We start from the raw sequence: 19,191 nt of genomic DNA, 5'->3' as shown, positions 1-19,191 counted from the left end.
CCATGCGGCGGGTAGGCCTCCCCCCCCGGGGGTTAACCCCCCCCCGCCCCCCCCCGCACCGCCCCCTGCCCCGGCCTGCGCACCGCCCCCTGCGCCGACGCCGCCCGGGCCTGCGTGGACGCCGCCCCGGCCTGCGCCGACGCCGCCCCGGCCCCTGCCCCGGCTTGCGCACCGCCCCCTGCCCCGGCCTGCGCACCGCCCCCTGCGCCGTTCCCACCCGGCCCTGCGCCGACGCCGCCCGGCCCCTGCGGCGCGGCGCGGTCCCGGGCCGCCCCTACGGCCGCGCCCGAGCCCAGCCCTTGCGGGCGCGCCGGTGGCCGTCCCCCTGCGGGCGCACGGGTGGCGGGGGCCCTGCGGGTGCGGCGAGAGGCTCGGGCCTTGCGGGGGCGCCGCCGACGCGGGGCGGGCCCCTTGCGGCCGCGCCCGAGCCCCTGCCCCTTGCGGACGCGCCGATGGCCTGGGCCCTGCGGGGCGCCTGTGGCGCGGGCACTTGCAGGGGCGGTGGTGACCCCGGCCTGCCCCGCGGGCGCGCCGGTGTCCCCGGCCCTGCCTCCTGCGGGGCGGCGGCCCGGCCCTGCGGGCGCGCCCGTGGCCTTGGCCCTTGCGGGAGCCCCCTGGCCCCGGCCCTGACCCCCTGGGCCCTGGCCCCCTGCGGGGTGCCCCGGCTACCGCTGGCGCCCCCGGCGGGCCGGATCGGCGCGGGCTTCAGACCGCAGACGCCGGCGGGGCCGGGGGCGGCCAGCGGGGCCGGGCCACCGCCGCCCCGCAAGGGCGCGAGCCACCGGCGCCGGCGAGGCGAGGCGCGGTCCGGCGGCGGGCCGGGAAGCGGCGGCGGGCCGGACGCGCGAACGGGACCCCCGCCCACCCCGGACGGGAGTCCCCCGGTGCCGCGACCTCAGCCCCGGCCCGGGACCCGGTCCCGCCACGGCAGCTCCGCCGTCACCACCGTCCCCTCCCCCTCCGGGGAGTCCACCACCAGCACCCCGTCCACCGCGTCCAGCCGCTCCGCCAGCCCCGCCAGCCCGCTCCCGCCGGTCGTGTCCGCGCCGCCCCGCCCGTCGTCCGACACCCGGATCATCAGCCGGGCCTCCGCCCGCCAGACCTCCACCGTCGCGCCCCGCGCCCGCGCGTGCTTGCTCACGTTCTGCAGCAGCTCGGACACCACGAAGTACGCGATCCCCTCGATCGCCTCCGCCGGCCGGGCCTCCTGCCCCGGCGGCAGGTCCACCAGTACCTTCACCGGCACCACGCACCGTGCCGCCACCGACGACAGCGCCGCGTCCAGCCCCCGGTCCGTCAACACGGCCGGGTGGATCCCGCGGGCCAGGTCCCGCAGTTCCTGGAGCGCCAGCTTCACCTCCCCGTGGGCCTCGTCGACCATCGCCGCCGCACCCTCCGGGTCCTCCAGCAGCTTCTCCTTCGCCAGGCCCAGCCCCATCGCCAGCGCGACCAGCCGCGCCTGCGCACCGTCGTGCAGATCCCGCTCGATGCGCCGCAGGTCGGCGGCGGCCGTGTCGACGACCACGCCGCGGTCCGACTCCAGCTCCGCGATCCGCCGCTCCAGGTCGTCGGAGGGCGACAGCAGGCCCCGTACCATCGCCCGGTCCGCGTTCGCGAGCAGCCGCACCAGATACGGCAGCACCGGCCACAGCACGAACAGCCCGGCCAGGACTACCGTGAAGGTGAGAACCCCCCAGGGCAGCCGGATCAGCTGGTACAGCACGGTCCGCCAGCCCACCGGATCCTTGATGCCCGTCCACAGCCAGGGGAAGAACCCCCCGGACCGCCGCGGCCCGGGGAGCGGGGTCGGCTCCTCCACCCGTACGCCCAGGAGCATTCGCGCGCGGGCGCGTTCCAGCCGTCCCCATTGCCGAGACAGGAAGAGACCGACGGCAAGCAAAGGAAGTCCGATCGCGGTCACGGAAAGACCGCCCGCGGTGGAAACCATGACAACCGCGTAAACGAAACCGAGGATCGCCTCAGGCAGATTGGTCACCAGATGGGCGATTTCCTTCCACGTGACGGCGCTGAATACGGGCCGGACGCGGGGAGGCCTGTCGTCGTCGGCGATGGCATGGCTCGTGGTCATGCGCGACAGCCTGTCAAGCGCGGCTCGCTGATGCCATGGGGTGGCCGGGGTGCTGTGAACGGGGGATAACCCCACCCCGTGTGAGGCAGGCCCTAGACTCCCGTCCGTACCAGATCGTCGACAGTGACCGAGGAGCGAGGAACGGACGTGCCCGAACCAACGGTATCGACCGTAACCGTGCTCGCGGCGGACTACTTCCGGAGTTATTCGGTCGTCGGACTGCTCGCGGCTCTCGGTGTGCTCTTCGTGGCCGTCGCCTTCGGCGCGGGCCGCCTGCTGCGGCCCGTGGTCCCGACGCCCGAGAAGCTGCTGACGTACGAATGCGGCGTGGACCCCGTCGGCGAGGGCTGGGCGCACACCCAGGTCCGCTACTACGTCTACGCCTTCCTCTACGTCATCTTCGCCGTCGACTCGATCTTCCTCTTCCCGTGGGCGACGGTGTTCGCCGCTGCCGGCTACGGCGCCACGACCCTGGTCGAGATGTTCATCTTCCTGGGCTTCCTCGCCGTCGGCCTGCTCTATGCGTACAAGAAGGGCGTCCTCGAATGGACGTGACACCTCAGCCGGAGCTGCTCCCCGAGCCCAAGCGCCTCGGAGTCCTCTCCCGTCTGGCCCCGGAACCGATGAAGGTGGTCCTGAACTGGGGCCGCCGGTACAGCCTGTGGGTCTTCAACTTCGGCCTGGCCTGCTGCGCGATCGAGTTCATCGCCGCCTCCATGGCCCGGCACGACTTCATCCGCCTCGGCGTCATCCCCTTCGCACCGGGGCCGCGCCAGGCCGACCTGATGATCGTCTCGGGCACCGTCACGGACAAGATGGCCCCGGCCGTCAAGCGGCTGTACGAGCAGATGCCGGAGCCGAAGTACGTCATCTCCTTCGGGGCCTGCTCCAACTGCGGCGGCCCGTACTGGGACTCGTACTCGGTGACGAAGGGCGTCGACCAGATCATCCCCGTCGACGTCTACGTACCCGGCTGCCCGCCGCGCCCGGAGGCGCTCCTCCAGGGCATCCTCAAGCTCCAGGAGAAGATCGCCCGCGAGTCGCTGGCCGAACGCTACGCCTCCGGTCCGTCCGTCTCCCAGCTGACCAGCGGCCTGGTCACGGCCCCGCCGGCACCCGGACAGGGGGCCGGCGCGTGAACCTCTACGACTCCCTCCCCGACGCCGCGCCGACGGTCTTCGGCGCCGAGGCCACCGCGGAGCTGTCGTACGACGTCCTCACCGTGGACGTGCCCGTCGGCAGCTGGATCTCCTCGCTGGAGATCGCCCGGGACAAGCTGGGCTGCACGTACTTCGACTGGCTGAGCGCCGTGGACGAGCCCGGCACCGGCTTCCGGGTCTGCGCCCACGTCGCGTCGCTGGAGAACCACCGCGTACGCCGGCTCCTGTTGCGCACGACCGTCCCGCACGGCGCCCCTTCCCTTCCGTCGGCGGTCGCCGTCTACGCGGGGGCGGAGTGGCACGAGCGCGAGACGTTCGAGATGTTCGGGATCACCTTCACCGACCACCCGAACCTGGTGCACCTCCTCCTCCCGGAGAACTTCGAGGGGCATCCGCTGCGCAAGGACTTCGTGCTGGCCGCACGCGTCGCGAAGGCCTGGCCGGGCGCCAAGGAGCCGGGCGAGGCCCACGACCCCGACGCCCCGAAGCGCCGCCAGATGCTGCCGCCCGGTGTGCCGGACCCCAACGACTGGGGCCCGCTGAAGGGCCAGCTCCCGCCGGCCCCGACCCGTCCGGCCCGCACCCCGCGTGCCGCCGGAGCAGCCGGCGCCGCCGCGCGTACCCCGCGCGAGGGCGCCCCCGCCCGCCGGACCCGATCGGTCGCCGAGGGCTCGGCCACCCAGGCCGCCGAAGCCGCCGCCGCCCCGCCGCCGCGCCGTACCCGCTCGGTGGCGGACGGCTCCGCGAGCCAGGCCGAGGCCGCGCCGAGCCCGGAAACCCCGGCCCGCCCGCCGCGCCGCACCCGCTCGGTGGCGGACGGCTCCGCGAGCCAGGCGGCCGACGCCGCCGCCGCGGACGATGCCGCTCCGGAGCAGGCAGCCCCGGATGCTGCCGCTCCGGCGACGGAGACCACCGAAGCTCCGGCCCGCCCGCCGCGCCGCACCCGCAGCGCGGCGGACGGCTCGGCGAGCCAGGCCGAGGCCGCGCCGGCCGGCGAGGCCACCGGCACGGGGCCGGCCGCCCCGGACGCCGACGCCCCGGCCGCGGAGCCCGCGCCGCGCGCCCCGCGCCGCCCCGCACCCCGCAGCTCCGACGCCCCCTGGCACGACCCGAAGCCCGCCTTCGGCGAGCCGGCCCCCCGGCCGGCCCAGAAGGACGGGCCCGGGGCATCCCCCGAGACCGACCCCACCACCGACAACGGAGGCGACGCGTGAACGACGTCCTCGACGTCGCCCTGCGGCTGATCGTCGTCTTCGCCGTCTTCCTCGTGCTCCCGCTCGTCGTCGGGCAGACCGAGCACAAGGTGATGGCCCACATGCAGGGCCGCCTCGGTCCGATGTACGCCGGCGGCTTCCACGGCTGGGCCCAGCTCGTCGCCGACGGCGTGAAGTTCGCGCAGAAGGAAGACGTCGTCCCCGCGGGCGCCGACCGCCGGATCTTCCAGCTGGCCCCCGCCGTCGCCCTGCTGCCGTACCTCCTCGTCCTCCTCGCCATCCCGATCGGCCCGGGCGAGGGCGCGGTCGGCCAGGTCATCGACGCCGGCGTGTTCTTCGTACTGGCCGTCATGGGCGTCGGAGTCCTCGGCTCCCTCATGGCCGGCTGGGCCTCCGCGAACAAGTTCTCCCTGCTCGGCGGCCTGCGCACCGCCGCACAGCTGCTCGCCTACGAACTCCCCATGCTGCTCGCCGCCGCCTCCGTGGCGATGGCCGCCGGGACGGTCTCCCTCCCCGGCATCGTGGAGGCCTTCGAGTGGTGGTGGCTGCCCTGGCAGATCGTCGGCGCCCTCGTGTTCTTCACCGCCGGCCTCGCCGAACTGCAGCGGCCCCCCTTCGACATGCCCGTCGCCGACTCCGAGATCATCTTCGGCGCGTACACCGAGTACACGGGCCTGCGCTTCGCCCTGTTCCTGCTCGCCGAGTACGCAGGCATCGTCGTCCTGTGCTTCCTCACCACCGTCCTGTTCCTCGGCGGCTGGCACGGCCCCCTCGGCGCCGAGGGCCTCGGCTGGGTCTGGACGCTGCTCAAGACCGCAGTCCTCGCCTTCGTCGTGATCTGGCTCCGCGTGAGCTACCCGCGCCTGCGCGAGGACCAGCTCCAGAAGCTCGCCTGGACCGCACTCATCCCGCTCGCGCTCGCCCAGATCGCGCTCACCGGCATCGTGAAGGTGGCGATCCAGTAATGCCCATCCCCGGATCCGGCCTCGCCAAGGGCCTGGCCGTCACGCTGCGCACCATGACGAAGCGCTCGCACACGGCCCAGTACCCCGACGTCCAGCCCGAGCTCCCGCCCCGCTCCCGCGGGGTCATCGGCCTGTTCGAGGAGAACTGCACGGTCTGCATGCTCTGCGCCCGTGAGTGCCCCGACTGGTGCATCTACATCGACTCCCACAAGGAGACGGTCCCCGCCGTCACACCCGGTGGGCGTGAGCGCAGCCGCAACGTCCTCGACCGCTTCGCGATCGACTTCTCGCTCTGCATGTACTGCGGCATCTGCATCGAGGTGTGCCCCTTCGACGCCCTCTTCTGGTCGCCGGAGTTCGAGTACGCGGAGACCGACATCCACGAGCTGACCCACGAGCGCGACAAACTGCGCGAGTGGATGTGGACGGTCCCCGCCCCGCCCGCCCTCGACCCGCGGGCCGAGGAGCCCAAGGAGATCGGCGCCGCCCGCAAGGCGGTGGAGAAGGCCGAAGCGGCAGCGTCAGCCGCTGCGGCGGCCGCCGCAGCCGAAGCCGCAGCGCAGGCGGCCGAGAACGAACCGCCGACCACCCCGACCCCGGAGTCAGACGCGTGACCCCCGCCGCCACCGTGGCCGCAGCCGCCACCAACGGGCCCGGTTTCCTGTCCCCGACCGGCGTCGAGATCGCCTTCCTCCTCGTGGGCCTCGCCACCTTCGGCGCGGCCCTCGTCACGGTCACCACCAAGCAGCTGGTGCACGCCGCCCTCTGGCTGGTCGTCGCCCTCGGCGGCATCGCCGTCGAGTACCTGCTGCTGACCGCCGAGTTCATCGCCTGGGTCCAGGTCCTGATCTACCTCGGCTCCGTGATCGTCCTCCTCCTCTTCGGGCTGATGCTCACCAAGGCCCCCATCGGCCGCTCCCCGGACGCGGACTCCGGCAACCGGTGGATCGCGCTCGGCGTCGCCGTCGTCGCCGCAGCGTCCCTGGTCTGGGTGGTCGTCGACGCCTTCCGCACCACCTGGATCGACCTGGACGGGCCGGTCCAGGGCTCCACGAAGGTCTCCGGCGAGATCCTCTTCCAGCACTGGGTGCTGCCCTTCGAGGCACTCTCCGTTCTCCTCCTCGCCGCCCTCATCGGCGCCATCGTGCTGTCCCGCCGCAACGACCCCGCCGACGCCCGTGACAAGGGGAAGCGCTGATGCACCTCGCCTACCCCGCCGTGCTCGCGGCGCTCCTCTTCTGCACGGGCCTGTACGGAGTGCTCGCCCGCCGCAACGCCATCCTGGTCCTGATGTCCGTCGAGCTGATGCTCAACGCCGTCAACCTCAACCTGGTGGCCTTCGACGTATGGCTGCGCGACACCCTGCACGCCGGCCAGGCCCTCACCCTCTTCACCATCGCCATCGCCGCCGCCGAGATCGGCATCGGCCTCGCGATCGTGCTGATGGTGTACCGCAACCGCGGCACCTCCGACGTCGACCGCCTGCGCGACACCGCCGAAGGCCACGAGCCCGACCCGAACACCACCGGCGGCAGCACCGCAGACACCACCAGCACCGCCCGGCCGGAGGTCGCCGCGTGAGCACCACGACCCTCGCCGTCCTCGTCCCGCTGCTGCCCTTCCTGGGCGCGGTGGCGGGCCTGCTGCTCGGCCGCACCGCCCCCGGCTTCGTCCGCCCGCTCGCGATCCTGCCGACGCTCACCGCCGCCGTACTGGCCGTGACCGTCGCCGTCCGCCAGGGCGGCGGGCAGCCCATCAGCACCGCGACCGAGCTGACCCCGACCGGCTCGGTGCCGATCGACCTCTCGCTGTACATCGACGGCTTCGCCGCACTGGTCGCCGTCCTGGTCGGCGTCGTCGCCACCTGCGTACAGCTCTACTCGACGGCATACCTCCGCGAGGACCCGCGCTACCCCTCGTACGCCGGCCTCGTCTCCCTGTTCACCTCCGCCATGCTGCTCGTCGTCTACTCCGGCGACCTGATGGTGCTGCTGGTCGGCTGGGAAGTCATGGGCATCTGCTCCTACTTCCTCGTCGGCCACTACTGGGAGACCGAAGCGGCCCGCTCCGCCTCCCTGAAGGCCTTCCTCGTCACCAAGCTCGGCGACGTCCCCTTCCTCATCGGCCTGTTCGCGCTCGCCACCGACGCCGGCTCCTTCCGGATCACCAAGATCCTCGGGACCGTCGCCGCCGGCGGACTCGACCACCCGACGCTGATCGCGCTGCTCCTGCTCGCCGGAGTCGCCGGCAAGTCCGCGCAGTTCCCGCTGCACACCTGGCTCCCCGACGCGATGGCGGGCCCCACCCCCGTCTCCGCGCTGATCCACGCCGCGACGATGGTCGCCGCCGGTGTCTACTTCATCGCGCGCCTCCTTCCCGTCTTCGCGGCCTCCGCCGCCGCACTGGTGGTGATGGCCGTCATGGCGGCCGTCACGATGGTCGGCTCCGGCCTCGCCGCCCTCGCCCAGGACGACATCAAGCGGGTGCTCGCCTACTCCACGATCGGCCAGCTCGCCTACATGACCGGCGCCCTGGCCGTCGCCGACCGCAGCGCGGCCGTCTTCCACCTCCTGTCCCACGGCGCCTTCAAGGCGCTCCTCTTCCTGGGCGCGGGCGTGATCATCCACGCCGCGGGTACGAACTCCCTGGCCGCCATGTCCCGGATGGACGGCCTGGCCAAGCGCATTCCCGACGCCTTCTGGACGATGACGATCGCGCTGCTCGCCCTCGCCGCGATCCCGCCCTTCGCCGGCTTCTTCTCCAAGGAAGCCGTCCTCGTCGCCGCCGAGCAGGCCGCCACCGGCCACTCGGACGCCGCTCCCGCCGCAGCCGGCTGGCTGGTGCTGGCCGCCGGCGTGCTCACCGCCCTGCTCACCGCCGCCTACGCCGCCCGGCTGTGGCTGATGGCCTTCCGCGGCCGGGGCGCCGCCGCCCCCGACCACGGCAAGGAGCCCTTCGCCATGACCGGCGTGCTGTGGCTGCTGGCCGTCCCCTCGGTCGCCTTCGGCCTCGCGGCGGACCCGCTCGCCGACTGGTTCGACGGCAGGGCCCTCACCCCGACCCTGGCCACCTCCGTCCTCGGCACCGGCGCCGCCGTCATCGGCGCGATGCTCACCTACGCCCTCTGGCAGCGCGCCACGGCCAAGGCCGCCACCGCCCCCGCCGCCGGACCCGCCCGCGCCGCCACCGCCGCCGAGGAGCCGGCCGCCGTGGCCGCCGCGGTGTCCGCGGCCACCGCGGCCGCCGAGTCCGCGGCCGAGACGCCCGAGGTCGCGGAAGTCACCCACGAGCACCCCGCCGTCCCGGCGGGTCCCGCCGCCGACCCCGCCAGGGCCCTCCTGGGCCCCCTGCACCGCCACGCCGCCGCCGGCTTCCACCTCGACGCCGTCTACGACCGGCTGTTCGTCCGCCCCGTCCGCGCGGCCGCCCGCCTCGTCGGCTTCCTCGACCGCGAGGTCGTGGACACCTACGTCCGCGGCGCGGGCACCGGCACCCGGCTGCTCGGCGGCCTCGTCCGCCGGGCCCAGACCGGCAACGTGCAGAGCTACCTGAGCGCCCTGCTCGCCGGCGCCGTGGTCCTGGCGATCGCCACCGCCGTCCTCGCCAACGTCAACGCCGGATCGTGAGCCGTGAGTCAGCCGTGATTGATATCAGCCCGTCCGTGATGCAGTTCCTTCTGGCGTTCATCGTGGCCGCGCCGCTCCTCGGCGCCGTCGCGGCCCTCCTGCCGGCCCCGCCCGGCCTCAAGGGCCGCAGCCCCGAGCAGGCCGTGCTCCGCCACGGCGTGACCGTGACCGGCGTGATCCTCGCCGCGGCGATCGCCCTCGCCCTCGGCTTCGACCACGACGCCCCGTCCCGCTTCCAGGCGACGACGGACATCAGCTGGATCCCGGCGCTGGACGTCCGGATCCACCTCGGTGTCGACGGCATCTCGCTCCCCCTCCTCGTGATGACCGCGCTGCTGTTCTTCCTCTGCGCGCTCTACAGCTACTTCAAGCTCCCCGCCGGCCCTTCCCCGAAGGCCTTCGTCGCACTGCTCCTCGTCCTGGAGTCCGGCACCCTCGCGACCTTCGCCGTCCTCGACCTGCTGCTGTTCTTCCTCGCCTTCGAGATGGTCCTCATCCCGATGTACTTCCTCATCGCCCGCTGGGGCGGCGCCCAGCGGCAGGCCGCCGCCTGGAAGTTCATCCTCTACACGCTCCTCGGCTCCGTCGTGATGCTGCTCGGCCTCCTCCTCATCGGTGTGACGGCGGACACATTCGACATGGTGGCACTCGCCTCTGACAACGGCCGCGAACTGTCCCACACCACCCAGCTGCTGGCCGTCCTGTCCATCGGCCTCGGCCTCGCCGTGAAGACCCCGATGTGGCCCCTGCACAGCTGGCTGCCCGACGCCCACACCGCCGCCCCCACCGTCGGATCCGTCCTCCTGGCCGGCGTCCTGCTGAAGATGGGCACGTACGGGTTCGTCCGGATCCTGCTCCCCGTCACCCCCGACGGCATGGCCACCTTCGCCCCCTACCTGGGTGCTTTCGCCGCCGTCGGCATCGTCTACGGATCGCTCGCCTGCCTCGCGCTGGCCCGCAAGGGGAACAAGGGCGACCTCAAGCGCCTCATCGCCTACTCCTCCGTCGGCCACATGGGCTTCGTCCTCCTCGGCATCGCGTCCATGACGCCCACCGGAGTCAACGGCGCCCTCTTCGCCAACATCGCCCACGGCCTGATCACCGGCCTCCTCTTCTTCCTGGTCGGCGCCCTCAAGGACCGCTACGGCACCGCCGACCTCGACACCCTCGCCGGAGCCACCGGCGCCGCCCTCTACGGCCGCGCCCCCCGCCTCGGCGCGCTCCTCGCCTTCGCCGCCGTCGCCTCCCTGGGCCTGCCCGGCCTGGCCGGCTTCTGGGGCGAGATGCTGGCCCTCTTCGGCGCCTTCGACCCGGCCGAGGGCCTGTCCCGCGCCGCATTCCTCACGTACACGGCCGTCGGAGCGTTCGGCACCCTGCTCACCGCCGCCTACCTGCTGGTCGTCGTACGGCGCGTCTGCATGGGAGACCCGAAGGCCGGCCCCGCCCTCGCCGTCGCGGACGTCCAGCGCTACGAGTTCGCCGCCTGGACCCCGCTCGTCGCCCTCACCGTCCTCGCCGGCCTGTGGCCCGCGCTCCTCCTCGGCCTCACCGACCCGGCCGTTCAGCAGCTCCTCGCAGGAGGCAACTCATGACGGCCCTGCCGGCCCTCGCGGCCGACACCCCCAGCCTGGTCCAGTCCGTCGACTGGCTCGCCATCGCCCCCGTGGTGATCACCGCCGTCGTCGGCGTGGCCGTCCTCGTCGCCGACCTCTTCGTCACCGAGCGCCACAAGCCGGTCCTCGGCTGGATCTCCGTGGCCGGCCTGGCCGCCGCGACCGCCACCCTGCTGCCGCTGCGCGCCGGGGACCGCTCCACCTTCTGCCTCACCGCCGACCCGGAGGCCTGCAGCTACGTCGCCGACCACTTCACGGTGGTCGTCCAGTTCCTGGTGCTGGCCGGCGCCCTGCTCACCGCCCTCCTGTCGGTCACCGCCGTCCGCGACACGCGGATGCCCGCCGGCGAGTACTGGTTCCTGCTGCTCTCCTCCGCCGCCGGCGCCGCCCTGCTGCCCGCCTCCCGCGACCTCGCCACCCTGATCGTCGCGCTGGAGGTCGCCTCCCTGCCCGCTTTCGCGCTCGTGGGCATGCGCCGCGGCGACCGGCTCTCCTCCGAGGCCGCCCTGAAGTTCTTCCTGTCCTCCGTCACCGCCACCGCCGTGTCGCTGATGGGCGTCAGCTTCGTCTACGCCGTCACCGGATCGCTGCACCTCACCCAGGTCGCGGACCGGCTCGAGGACGTCCCCGGGCAGCTCGACACCCTCGCCATGGCCGGCGTCGCGCTCACCCTGGTCGGCTTCGCGTTCAAGACCGCGGCCGTCCCGTTCCACTTCTGGGTGCCCGACACCTACGTCGGCGCGCCCCTGCCCATCGCCGGCTACCTCTCGGTGATCGGCAAGGCCGTCGGCTTCACCGGCCTCATCCTCGTCACGGTGATCGCCTTCCCGGCGTACTCGCAGGTCTGGGGCCCGGCCGTCGCCGTCCTCGCCGCGCTCACCATGACCCTGGGCAACGCCGCAGCCGTGCGGCAGTCCGCCGACCGCCCGAACAGCGCCGTCCGGCTGCTCGCCTGGTCCTCGGTCGGCCAGGCCGGCTACCTGCTGGTCCCGATCGCGGCCGCCGCGTACTCCGAGCGCGACCAGATCGGCTCCACCCTGGCCTACGCCCTCATGTACGCCGCCGTGAACCTCGGCGCCTTCGCCGTTGCCGCCCTCGTCGCCCGCACGAAGCCGCAACACCGCATCAGCGACTACCGCGGCCTGTACGCCGAGCACCCGCTCGCCGCCCTGTCCCTGGCCTTCTTCCTGCTCTGCCTCGCCGGACTGCCGCCGGGCATCATCGGGCTCTTCGCCAAGGTCACCGTCTTCCAGTCCGCCGTCGACGCCGGCCTGGGCTGGCTGGCCGTGCTCATGGCGATCAACGTCGTCATCGCCCTGTACTACTACCTGCGGTGGACGGCGCTGCTCTTCCGAGCACCCGAGGGCGCGGAGGGCGCACGGGCCCGCACGAAGGCCCCCTGGCCGGTCGCGGCGGCCATCGTCGCGACCGCGGTCACCGCGGTCGTCCTCTCGGGTGCCCCGCAGCTCGTCCTGCGCGTCGCGTCGGGGAGCCTCTTCACGCAGTAGCCCGCACCCGGGCGGTTGCCCCGTACGGAGTAATGCGCGCGGCGGCCCCGCCACCCCCGCCGAGGGGGCGGCGGCGGGCCGCCGCCGCGGCGCGCCCTGGGAACCAGACGCCGCCACCTCGCGTTGACCAGGAAGGGAGGGTCCACTGGACCGTAGACCCTCAAATCCATGACGGGCTCCCCTGCCGCACCACTTGGAGGGCGTACCGTGCACCGCCGGCACAACGGGCTCAAGACCGCCGTACTCCTCGGCGGGCTGTCCGCAATCATCATCCTCATCGGCAGCTTCTTCGGACGGACCGGCCTGATCGTGGCCGTGATCGTCGCCCTCGGGACGAACGCCTACGCGTACTGGAACAGCGACAAGCTGGCTCTACGCGCGATGCGCGCCCGCCCCGTCAGCGAGTTCGAGGCTCCGCAGCTCTACCGCATGGTGCGCGAGCTCTCCACGTCCGCGCGCCAGCCCATGCCACGGCTCTACATCTCACCCACCGAGGCCCCGAACGCCTTCGCCACCGGCCGCAACCCGCGCAACGCCGCGGTCTGCTGCACCGAGGGCATCCTGCGCATCCTCGACGAGCGCGAGCTGCGCGGAGTCATCGGCCACGAGCTCAGCCACGTCTACAACCGCGACATCCTCATCTCGTCGGTGGCCGGAGCACTCGCCTCCGTGATCATGTTCCTGGTGAACTTCGCCTGGCTCATCCCGATCGGCCGGTCGAACGACGACGAGGGACCCGGCCTGCTCGGCATGCTGCTGATCATGATCCTGGGCCCGCTGGCCGCCTCGGTGATCCAACTGGCCATCAGCCGCTCCCGCGAGTACGAGGCCGACGCCTCCGGAGCCCAGCTCACCGGAGACCCGCTCGCCCTGGCCAGCGCCCTGCGCAAGCTCGACGCGGGCACCAAGCAGCTGCCGCTGCCGCCGGAGCCACGTCTGGAAACGGCGAGTCATATGATGATCGCCAACCCGTTCCGGCCCGGCGCGGGCCTCTCCAAGATGTTCTCCACCCACCCTCCGATGGCCGAGCGCATCGCCCGGCTCGAACAGATGGCAGGCCGCCGCCAATGAAGACAATCCTGAACGTCATCTGGCTCATCCTCAGCGGCATCTGGCTGTTCCTGGGATACCTGCTCGCAGGTGTGCTCCTCTGCATCACCATCATCGGCATCCCGTTCGGCATCGCCGCCTTCCGCATCGCGGTCTACGCCCTCTGGCCCTTCGGCTACACCACGGTCGAGCGCCACGACGCGGGCGCCCCGTCCTGCATCGGCAACGTCCTGTGGCTGGTGCTGGCCGGCTGGTGGCTGGCCCTCGGCCACATCGTCACCGGCATCGCCCTCTGCGTCACGATCATCGGCATCCCGTTCGGCATCGCCAACTTCAAGATGGTCCCCCTCTCCCTGCTCCCGCTGGGCCGCGAAATCGTCCCCACGGACGCCCCGTTCGCCTCCCGCTGACGACACGCGGGCCGATCGTTGCGCACCGCGCCGCGGACGGCCAGGCCCGTCCCGGCGCGGTTTTCCACAGGGGCGGCGAGCTGTCAGTGGCGTGCGTCACCATGAACGCATGAACGAGACCGAGCAGTTGCTGGAGCAAGTCGCAGACCGTGCGCGCACCTCCGCACGGGCCCAGGGAAAGCCCCTGCCCACGCCGCTGGGCGCCGGGGAGATCGCCCGCGCCGAGGGCATACTCGGCTTCGCCCTGCCGCCCCTGCTCGCCGGGCTCTACACCGGCGTCGGGGACGGCGGATTCGGCCCGGAGCGCGGGCTCCTGCCACTGCGTCAGGCCGTCGGCGCCTACGCGGCGCAGCGCGCCTCCGGCTGGCGGTGGCCCGAGGCGGTCCTGCCCGTCGCCGACCTCGGCTGCGCCATGTACGCCTGCGTGGACTGCAGATCCGAAACGGCCCAGGTGCTGCTGTTCGACCCCAATCCCGGAGAGCCCGACCTCGCCTGGTCCGTCGACGCACCGGGCCTGGCGTGCTGGCTGCGCGGCTGGCTCGACGGCACCGCGTGGTTCTGCGAGGAGTCCGCCCTGGGGGAGGACCACGACCTGGAACTCGCGCCCTGGGCGGAGTTCAGATCCCGGATCTGATCCGACCGCGCACCCCGTACGCCAGGGCGCCCAAGGCCAGCACCACGGCCCCCGCGACCGCCGACGCGAGGGGCAGCGCACACGCCAGCACCACACAGCCGGACAGCCCGACCGCCGCCACGGCCCGCCCCTTGACAGCTGAATCGAGAGTCCACGCGGAAGCGTTCGCGATCGCGTAATAGGCGAGCACTCCGAAGGAGGAGAAACCGATCGCGCCCCGCAGATCGGCGGTGGCCGCGAGCACCGCCACGACCGCACCCACCACGAGCTCGGCATGGTGCGGCACTTGGCGCCGGGGATGCACGGCCGCCAGCGCGCGCGGGAGATGGCCGTCCCGGGCCATCGCCAGCACCGTCCGCGACACCCCGAGCACGAGGGCCAGCAGCGAGCCGAGCGCGGCCAGGGCGGCGCCCACCCGGACGACCGGCGCCATCTCCGGCACACCCGCCGCCCGCACCGCGTCGGCCAGCGGGGCCGCCGACCGGGCCAGCCCCTCGACGCCGAGCACCGACAGAACCGCCACCGCCACCGCCGCGTACACCACCAGGGCGATCCCCAGAGCGAGCGGCACCGCCCGCGGGATCGTCCGCTCCGGGTCGCGCACCTCCTCGCCCAGTGTGGTGATCCGCGCATAGCCCGCGAACGCGAAGAACAGCAGGCCGGCGCCCTGCAACAGCCCGAAGAGGGTCCAGTGCGGCCCCACGAGCCGCTCGGGTGCGGCCGCACCCGAGGACAGGCACACCACGACCACCCCGGCCAGCACCGCCAGCACCGCCGCCACGATCAGCCGGGCGATCCGGGCGGACTTCTGGACACCGCCGTAGCTCGCGGCGGTGATCGCCACCACCGCCGCCACGGCCACGGCGTGCTCGCGCCCGGGCCACAGGTAGGCACCCGCCGTCAGCGCCATCGCCGCGCAGGACGCGGTCTTGCCGATCACGAACCCCCAGCCGGCCAGATGGCCCCAGAAGGGGCCGAGCCGCTCCCGCCCGTACACGTAGGTACCGCCGGACGCCGGATACCGGGCGGCCAGCCGCGCCGAGGAGTGCGCGTTGCAGTAGGCCACCACGGCCGCCACCGCGAGGGCGGCGAGGAGCGCCCCGCCAGCGGCCCGCGCGGCCGGGGCGAAGGCCGCGAAGACCCCGGCGCCGACCATCGCTCCGAGCCCGACGACGACCGCGTCGGAGACTCCCAGGGTCCGCTTCAGCTCGTTGTCCACGGGCGGAGGGTAATCGGCCTAGATGACGCCCTCGCGGCCGGGGAGCGGCGTCCGGGTGCGCTCCCAGCCCTCCAGGGCCGTCAGACAGGCGTGGTCGAGATGGCGCAGACCGCTCAGGTCGAGCCGCACCGGCTTCCCGTGCGGCAGCGCGTCCAGGGCGTCGAGGAGTTTGGGCAGCCGCAGGAAGCTGGCGTTCCCCATGACCCGCACGCACAGCTCCCCGTCCTGCCACACCTCCTCGATGTGGACGTGGGAGGTCTCCCAGGCCGCCTTGGCGATGGCCAGCCCCAGCCCGACCAGCACCCCCTCGAAGAGGTTGGTGACGACGATCGCGCCGGCCGTGGCGACCAGCACCACCGCCTCCCCCCGATGCGTGCGCCACAGCGCCGCGACCGCCCTGACGGGCAGCAGCTTCCACCCCGCGTACAGGAGCACCCCCGCCAGGGCGGCCAGCGGCACGAGCTCCAGCACCTGGGGAAAGGCCACGGCGAAGAGCAGCAGCCAGCCGCCGTGCATCACCCGGGCGGCGCGGGTGCGCGCCCCGGCCTCCACGTTGGCGGCGCTGCGGACGATCACGGCGGTCATCGGCAGCGCCCCGAGCAGCCCGCAGACGCTGTTGCCCACGCCTTGGGCGATCAGTTCCCGGTCGTACTCCGTCCGGGGCCCGTCGTGCATCCGGTCCACCGCGGCCGCGCTGAAGAGGGTCTCGGCGGAGGCGATCAGCGCCAGCGCGACCACCGTCCCGGCCGCGCCGAACGACGCCAGCACCCCGAACTCGCCCCAGGCGGGCGGGGAGACGGCCTCCAGGACCCCCGTCACCCGCACCTTCTCGACGGGCAGCCGCAGCAGGGCGGCCGCGCCGGCGGCGGCGGCCACCCCGACCAGCGCGCCCGGCAGCAGCCGCAGACGGGCGGGCGCCCGACGCCACGCCACCATGACGGCGATGGTCCCGACCCCGAGCAGCACCGCGGCCCAGTCGGCCCGCGCCACGAGCCCGTGCACCCCGCCCAGCTTCGCCAGGGTCTGCCCGGGTGCCTCCGTGTCGCCCAGGGCGTACAGCTGCCCGGAGATCAGCACGAGCCCGATACCGGCCAGCATCCCGTGCACGACGGCCACCGAGATCGCCCGGAACCACCGCCCGAGCCGGAGCGCCCCCATGCCCAGCTGCAGCGCGCCGGCCGCCAGCACCAGCACCCCGAGGGCGGCCGTGCCGTGCGTCTGCAACGCCTCGTAGACGAGCACGGTGAGCCCGGCCGCGGGCCCGCTCACCTGCAGGGAGCTCCCGCGGAACCAGCCGGTGACCAGCCCCCCGACCACGCCGGTGACGATCCCCAGCTCGGCCTGCACCCCGGAGGCGACCGCCACCCCCACGCACAGGGGGATGGCGACCAGTGCGACGACGACGGACGCCCCGAAGTCTGCGCGAAACGTGCCGGCCCCAGGCATCCGAGAACCCCCTGCCACACGGTGATGTGATGCCACCCACCGTGCTGGGCGCACCCCCCGCCCCCCAAGTGCCCACGGAAGCCCGCGGCGGCGCGCACGCCGCACACGCCCGGCACACACCCCGCACACCCTGCGACCACCGCGGCCCGGCGGTCGGTGAAGACCGCCGGGCCGGCGTGGTGACAGGTCGCGGACCTCGGGGTCAGCGGTAGTTCACGAACTGGATCGCGAAGTCCAGGTCCTTGCCCTTGAGGAGGGCCTGGACGGCCTGGAGGTCGTCGCGGCTCTTGGAGCTGACGCGCAGCTCGTCGCCCTGGACCTGGGCCTTGACGCCCTTCGGACCCTCGTCACGGATGATCTTCGCGACCTTCTTGGCGTTCTCCTGGGAGATGCCCTCCTCGATCGTGGCGAAGATCTTGTACTCCTTGCCGGACAGCTGCGGCTCGCCGGCGTCCAGCGCCTTGAGCGAGATGCCGCGCTTGACCAGCTTGGTCTCGAAGACGTCGAGGACGGCCTTGACGCGCTCCTCGGAGTTCGCCTCCATGAGGATCTTCTCGCCGGACCAGGCGATGGTGGCGCCGGTGCCCTTGAAGTCGTAGCGCTGCGAGAGCTCCTTGGCGGCCTGGTTGAGGGCGTTGTCGACCTCCTGCCGCTCGACCTTCGAGACGATGTCGAAACTGGAGTCGGCCATGTGCTGTGGCTCCTTGAAGTCGATTGCGATCGCCCCGGGGGGCGCGGCCGGACAACCCCGGACCGCTCGGCAAAGCCTAGCCACCGCACCCACCCGCGGCGCTGATCAATCCGGTGGCGAAGCACCCCCGGTCATCAGGTATCGTTTACGTCGTTGCCAGGGAGAACCGCCCAGAAGCGGTCCTCGAAGGCGACATCCCATGGCGGTGTGCCCGAGTGGCCAATGGGAGCGGACTGTAAATCCGTCGGCTTAGCCTACCCAGGTTCGAATCCTGGCGCCGCCACGCGAGTGGAACCCCCGTTCATCTGCGGAAACGCAGCGGACGGGGGTTCTTTCGCATCCCCGGAGGCGCTGCTGTGCGTCGGCCGCATCGTCGGGGGCCCCCGGTCGTTCACCGGGGGTGAAGTGGACATCTGACACGCGGGGGAAGGTCGGCGGCGGGGTTCTCATGGCCCTGCTCGGCGCGGGGATTCCGGCTCTGATGGGAGCCGCCCTGCACACGGACGTGGGGGAGCCCTACCGGGAGACCCGGCTGTACTTCGGCACCGAGCGGGCCGACGGCGGGCGCCCGGTCGCGGAGCGGGAGTTCATGCGGTTCCTGGACCAGGAGATCACCCCCGCCTTCCCCGAGGGGCTGACGCTCCACGACGGGTACGGCCAGTGGCGCGGCGGGGACGGCAAGATCGTCCGGGAGGCCTCCTACGAAGTGGTCCTGCTGTACCCGGAGAAGGAGGCCGACGACCGCAGCGTGCGTATCGAGCGGATCCGCGACGCCTACGAGAGCCGCTACCAGCAGGACTCGGTCGGCCGTTCCGACGACAAGCTGGAAGCGCAGTTCTGAGCCGCCGCCGGGAGGCGGGCCCGGAGCCGGCCTCCAGCCGGGCCGTCAGTTGCCCGCCACGGCCTTGACGGCCACCTCGACCGGGGTCGAGCCGGAGACCAGCTCCAGGGTCAGGCCCGCCGTCGCGGGCGTCTCCACCAGCTCGGCCAGCACCGCCGCCACGTCGTCGCGCGGCACCGCCCCCGGGCCCGTCCGCGCCTCCAGGCGGACCGTGCCCTGCCCGGCGTCGTCGAGCAGTGAGCCGGGGCGCAGGACCGTCCACTCCAGACCCAGCCGGGTCCGTACGTGGTCGTCGGCCTCGCCCTTCGCCCGCAGGTAGACGTCGAAGACCTCGTCGCCCTCGTGATGGGCGTCCGCCCCCATCGAAGAGACCATCAGGAAGCGCCGTACGCGCGCCCGTTCGGCCGCGTCGGCGAACAGCACCGCCGCGCCCCGGTCCACGGTGTCCTTGCGCGCGGCACCGCTGCCGGGGCCGGCGCCCGCCGCGAACACCGCCACGTCCGCGCCCTGGAGGATCCCCGCCACATGCTCCACCGTGGCCGACTCCAGATCGCAGAGCACCGGTTCGGCGCCCGCCTCCCTGAGGTCGTCGCCCTGTTCGAGGTCGCGGATGATGCCCGCGACCTCGTACCCGCGCGCGGCGAGCAGGCGCTCCAGCCGCAGCGCGATCCGACCGTGTCCACCCGCGATGACGATGCGCATGCCCCGACGGTACGACGAGCCGG

Annotated in this window: 19 protein-coding genes and 1 tRNA gene; 15 read left to right on the top strand and 5 right to left on the bottom strand. The window is 73.2% G+C overall.

All coding sequences use genetic code 11. The features are described 5' to 3' along the window. Nucleotides 1–895: 895 nt before the first annotated feature. The gene (locus AVW11_RS25440) at nucleotides 896–2,089 is read right to left on the bottom strand and encodes a sensor histidine kinase (protein WP_030842561.1); all 1,194 of its coding nucleotides are present in this window, start codon (nucleotides 2,087–2,089) and stop codon (nucleotides 896–898) included. A 147-nt stretch (nucleotides 2,090–2,236) separates the two neighbouring features. Here AVW11_RS25440 and AVW11_RS25435 point away from each other — a divergent pair, with 147 nt between their 5' ends. The 13 genes from AVW11_RS25435 to AVW11_RS25375 all read left to right on the top strand — a co-directional run bounded on the left by AVW11_RS25435 (nucleotide 2,237) and on the right by AVW11_RS25375 (nucleotide 14,269). Beyond that, nucleotides 2,237–2,644 carry an NADH-quinone oxidoreductase subunit A gene (locus AVW11_RS25435; protein ID WP_030012240.1) on the top strand — a complete coding sequence of 136 codons (408 nt, stop codon included), beginning with the start codon at nucleotides 2,237–2,239 and terminating at the stop codon, nucleotides 2,642–2,644. Then, nucleotides 2,635–3,228 carry an NADH-quinone oxidoreductase subunit B gene (locus AVW11_RS25430; protein ID WP_030842564.1) on the top strand — a complete coding sequence of 198 codons (594 nt, stop codon included), beginning with the start codon at nucleotides 2,635–2,637 and terminating at the stop codon, nucleotides 3,226–3,228. The genes AVW11_RS25435 and AVW11_RS25430 overlap by 10 nt, the downstream gene beginning before the upstream one ends. Beyond that, nucleotides 3,225–4,463, top strand: a complete 1,239-nt coding sequence (locus tag AVW11_RS25425) for an NADH-quinone oxidoreductase subunit C (protein ID WP_076046118.1) — start codon at nucleotides 3,225–3,227, stop codon at nucleotides 4,461–4,463. The genes AVW11_RS25430 and AVW11_RS25425 overlap by 4 nt, the downstream gene beginning before the upstream one ends. Continuing rightward, nucleotides 4,460–5,428 (top strand): complex I subunit 1/NuoH family protein, encoded by a 969-nt coding sequence (locus AVW11_RS25420; protein WP_030842569.1) that lies wholly within the window; start codon nucleotides 4,460–4,462, stop codon nucleotides 5,426–5,428. The genes AVW11_RS25425 and AVW11_RS25420 overlap by 4 nt, the downstream gene beginning before the upstream one ends. After that, the gene (locus tag AVW11_RS25415; RefSeq protein ID WP_076046116.1) at nucleotides 5,428–6,042 is read left to right on the top strand and encodes a NuoI/complex I 23 kDa subunit family protein; all 615 of its coding nucleotides are present in this window, start codon (nucleotides 5,428–5,430) and stop codon (nucleotides 6,040–6,042) included. The genes AVW11_RS25420 and AVW11_RS25415 overlap by 1 nt, the downstream gene beginning before the upstream one ends. Continuing rightward, complete coding sequence (locus AVW11_RS25410; protein ID WP_030842574.1) at nucleotides 6,039–6,626, top strand: NADH-quinone oxidoreductase subunit J family protein; 588 nt, start codon at nucleotides 6,039–6,041, stop codon at nucleotides 6,624–6,626. Before AVW11_RS25415 ends, AVW11_RS25410 begins: the two co-directional genes overlap by 4 nt. After that, nucleotides 6,626–7,009, top strand: coding sequence for an NADH-quinone oxidoreductase subunit NuoK (gene nuoK, locus AVW11_RS25405; protein WP_060179534.1), 384 nt, complete (start codon nucleotides 6,626–6,628; stop codon nucleotides 7,007–7,009). Before AVW11_RS25410 ends, nuoK begins: the two co-directional genes overlap by 1 nt. Further along, complete coding sequence (locus AVW11_RS25400) at nucleotides 7,006–9,054, top strand: NADH-quinone oxidoreductase subunit 5 family protein (RefSeq protein WP_076046114.1); 2,049 nt, start codon at nucleotides 7,006–7,008, stop codon at nucleotides 9,052–9,054. The genes nuoK and AVW11_RS25400 overlap by 4 nt, the downstream gene beginning before the upstream one ends. Before the next feature lie 38 nt (nucleotides 9,055–9,092). Beyond that, complete coding sequence (locus AVW11_RS25395) at nucleotides 9,093–10,646, top strand: complex I subunit 4 family protein (protein WP_076046112.1); 1,554 nt, start codon at nucleotides 9,093–9,095, stop codon at nucleotides 10,644–10,646. After that, nucleotides 10,643–12,175 carry an NADH-quinone oxidoreductase subunit N gene (locus tag AVW11_RS25390; protein ID WP_076046110.1) on the top strand — a complete coding sequence of 511 codons (1,533 nt, stop codon included), beginning with the start codon at nucleotides 10,643–10,645 and terminating at the stop codon, nucleotides 12,173–12,175. The genes AVW11_RS25395 and AVW11_RS25390 overlap by 4 nt, the downstream gene beginning before the upstream one ends. 207 nt (nucleotides 12,176–12,382) lie before the next feature. Then, complete coding sequence (gene htpX / locus AVW11_RS25385; RefSeq protein ID WP_060179538.1) at nucleotides 12,383–13,246, top strand: zinc metalloprotease HtpX; 864 nt, start codon at nucleotides 12,383–12,385, stop codon at nucleotides 13,244–13,246. Further along, a complete protein-coding gene (locus AVW11_RS25380) occupies nucleotides 13,243–13,635 on the top strand; it encodes a YccF domain-containing protein (protein WP_030842592.1) in 393 nt (130 codons plus the stop codon). The genes htpX and AVW11_RS25380 overlap by 4 nt, the downstream gene beginning before the upstream one ends. A gap of 109 nt (nucleotides 13,636–13,744) precedes the next feature. Next, entirely contained in the window at nucleotides 13,745–14,269 is a 525-nt protein-coding gene (locus AVW11_RS25375) for an SMI1/KNR4 family protein (RefSeq protein ID WP_076046108.1), read from the top strand. Here the strand turns inward: AVW11_RS25375 and AVW11_RS25370 are convergent. From AVW11_RS25370 to AVW11_RS25360, 3 genes are all read right to left on the bottom strand, one after another. Next, complete coding sequence (locus tag AVW11_RS25370; protein ID WP_030842598.1) at nucleotides 14,253–15,488, bottom strand: APC family permease; 1,236 nt, start codon at nucleotides 15,486–15,488, stop codon at nucleotides 14,253–14,255. The genes AVW11_RS25375 and AVW11_RS25370 overlap by 17 nt on opposite strands. 18 nt (nucleotides 15,489–15,506) lie before the next feature. Then, nucleotides 15,507–16,934 (bottom strand): SulP family inorganic anion transporter, encoded by a 1,428-nt coding sequence (locus tag AVW11_RS25365; RefSeq protein WP_076046106.1) that lies wholly within the window; start codon nucleotides 16,932–16,934, stop codon nucleotides 15,507–15,509. 202 nt (nucleotides 16,935–17,136) lie between these two features. After that, nucleotides 17,137–17,625: a YajQ family cyclic di-GMP-binding protein gene (locus tag AVW11_RS25360; RefSeq protein WP_030030284.1), complete on the bottom strand. Its 489-nt coding sequence runs from the start codon at nucleotides 17,623–17,625 to the stop codon at nucleotides 17,137–17,139. Nucleotides 17,626–17,826: 201 nt separating this feature from the next. Between AVW11_RS25360 and AVW11_RS25355 the strand changes: the two genes are divergently transcribed. Continuing rightward, nucleotides 17,827–17,908, top strand: a tRNA-Tyr gene (locus AVW11_RS25355). A 117-nt stretch (nucleotides 17,909–18,025) separates the two neighbouring features. Then, entirely contained in the window at nucleotides 18,026–18,466 is a 441-nt protein-coding gene (locus AVW11_RS25350) for a DUF3574 domain-containing protein (protein ID WP_030842606.1), read from the top strand. 45 nt (nucleotides 18,467–18,511) lie between these two features. Here AVW11_RS25350 and AVW11_RS25345 read toward each other — a convergent pair whose 3' ends face one another. After that, nucleotides 18,512–19,168 carry an SDR family oxidoreductase gene (locus tag AVW11_RS25345; RefSeq protein WP_060179560.1) on the bottom strand — a complete coding sequence of 219 codons (657 nt, stop codon included), beginning with the start codon at nucleotides 19,166–19,168 and terminating at the stop codon, nucleotides 18,512–18,514. Between the last annotated feature and the right edge of the window lie 23 nt (nucleotides 19,169–19,191).

It is taken from the genome of Streptomyces amritsarensis (genome assembly GCF_001953875.1).
GTDB classification, from domain to species: Bacteria; Actinomycetota; Actinomycetes; order Streptomycetales; family Streptomycetaceae; genus Streptomyces; species Streptomyces amritsarensis.
The sequence above is the reverse complement of the archived record's forward strand: the minus strand, read 5'-3'. Positions and strand labels throughout refer to the sequence as shown.

What these genes read in the sequence shown, in the direction of transcription:
- AVW11_RS25440 (WP_030842561.1), bottom strand. Translation starts at nt 2,089, where the DNA reads ATGACCACGAGCCATGCCATCGCCGACGACGACAGGCCTCCCCGCGTC.
- AVW11_RS25430 (WP_030842564.1), top strand. Translation starts at nt 2,635, where the DNA reads ATGGACGTGACACCTCAGCCGGAGCTGCTCCCCGAGCCCAAGCGCCTC.
- AVW11_RS25415 (WP_076046116.1), top strand. Translation starts at nt 5,428, where the DNA reads ATGCCCATCCCCGGATCCGGCCTCGCCAAGGGCCTGGCCGTCACGCTG.
- nuoK (WP_060179534.1), top strand. Translation starts at nt 6,626, where the DNA reads ATGCACCTCGCCTACCCCGCCGTGCTCGCGGCGCTCCTCTTCTGCACG.
- AVW11_RS25395 (WP_076046112.1), top strand. Translation starts at nt 9,093, where the DNA reads ATGCAGTTCCTTCTGGCGTTCATCGTGGCCGCGCCGCTCCTCGGCGCC.
- AVW11_RS25390 (WP_076046110.1), top strand. Translation starts at nt 10,643, where the DNA reads ATGACGGCCCTGCCGGCCCTCGCGGCCGACACCCCCAGCCTGGTCCAG.
- AVW11_RS25380 (WP_030842592.1), top strand. Translation starts at nt 13,243, where the DNA reads ATGAAGACAATCCTGAACGTCATCTGGCTCATCCTCAGCGGCATCTGG.
- AVW11_RS25375 (WP_076046108.1), top strand. Translation starts at nt 13,745, where the DNA reads ATGAACGAGACCGAGCAGTTGCTGGAGCAAGTCGCAGACCGTGCGCGC.
- AVW11_RS25365 (WP_076046106.1), bottom strand. Translation starts at nt 16,934, where the DNA reads ATGCCTGGGGCCGGCACGTTTCGCGCAGACTTCGGGGCGTCCGTCGTC.
- AVW11_RS25360 (WP_030030284.1), bottom strand. Translation starts at nt 17,625, where the DNA reads ATGGCCGACTCCAGTTTCGACATCGTCTCGAAGGTCGAGCGGCAGGAG.
- AVW11_RS25345 (WP_060179560.1), bottom strand. Translation starts at nt 19,168, where the DNA reads ATGCGCATCGTCATCGCGGGTGGACACGGTCGGATCGCGCTGCGGCTG.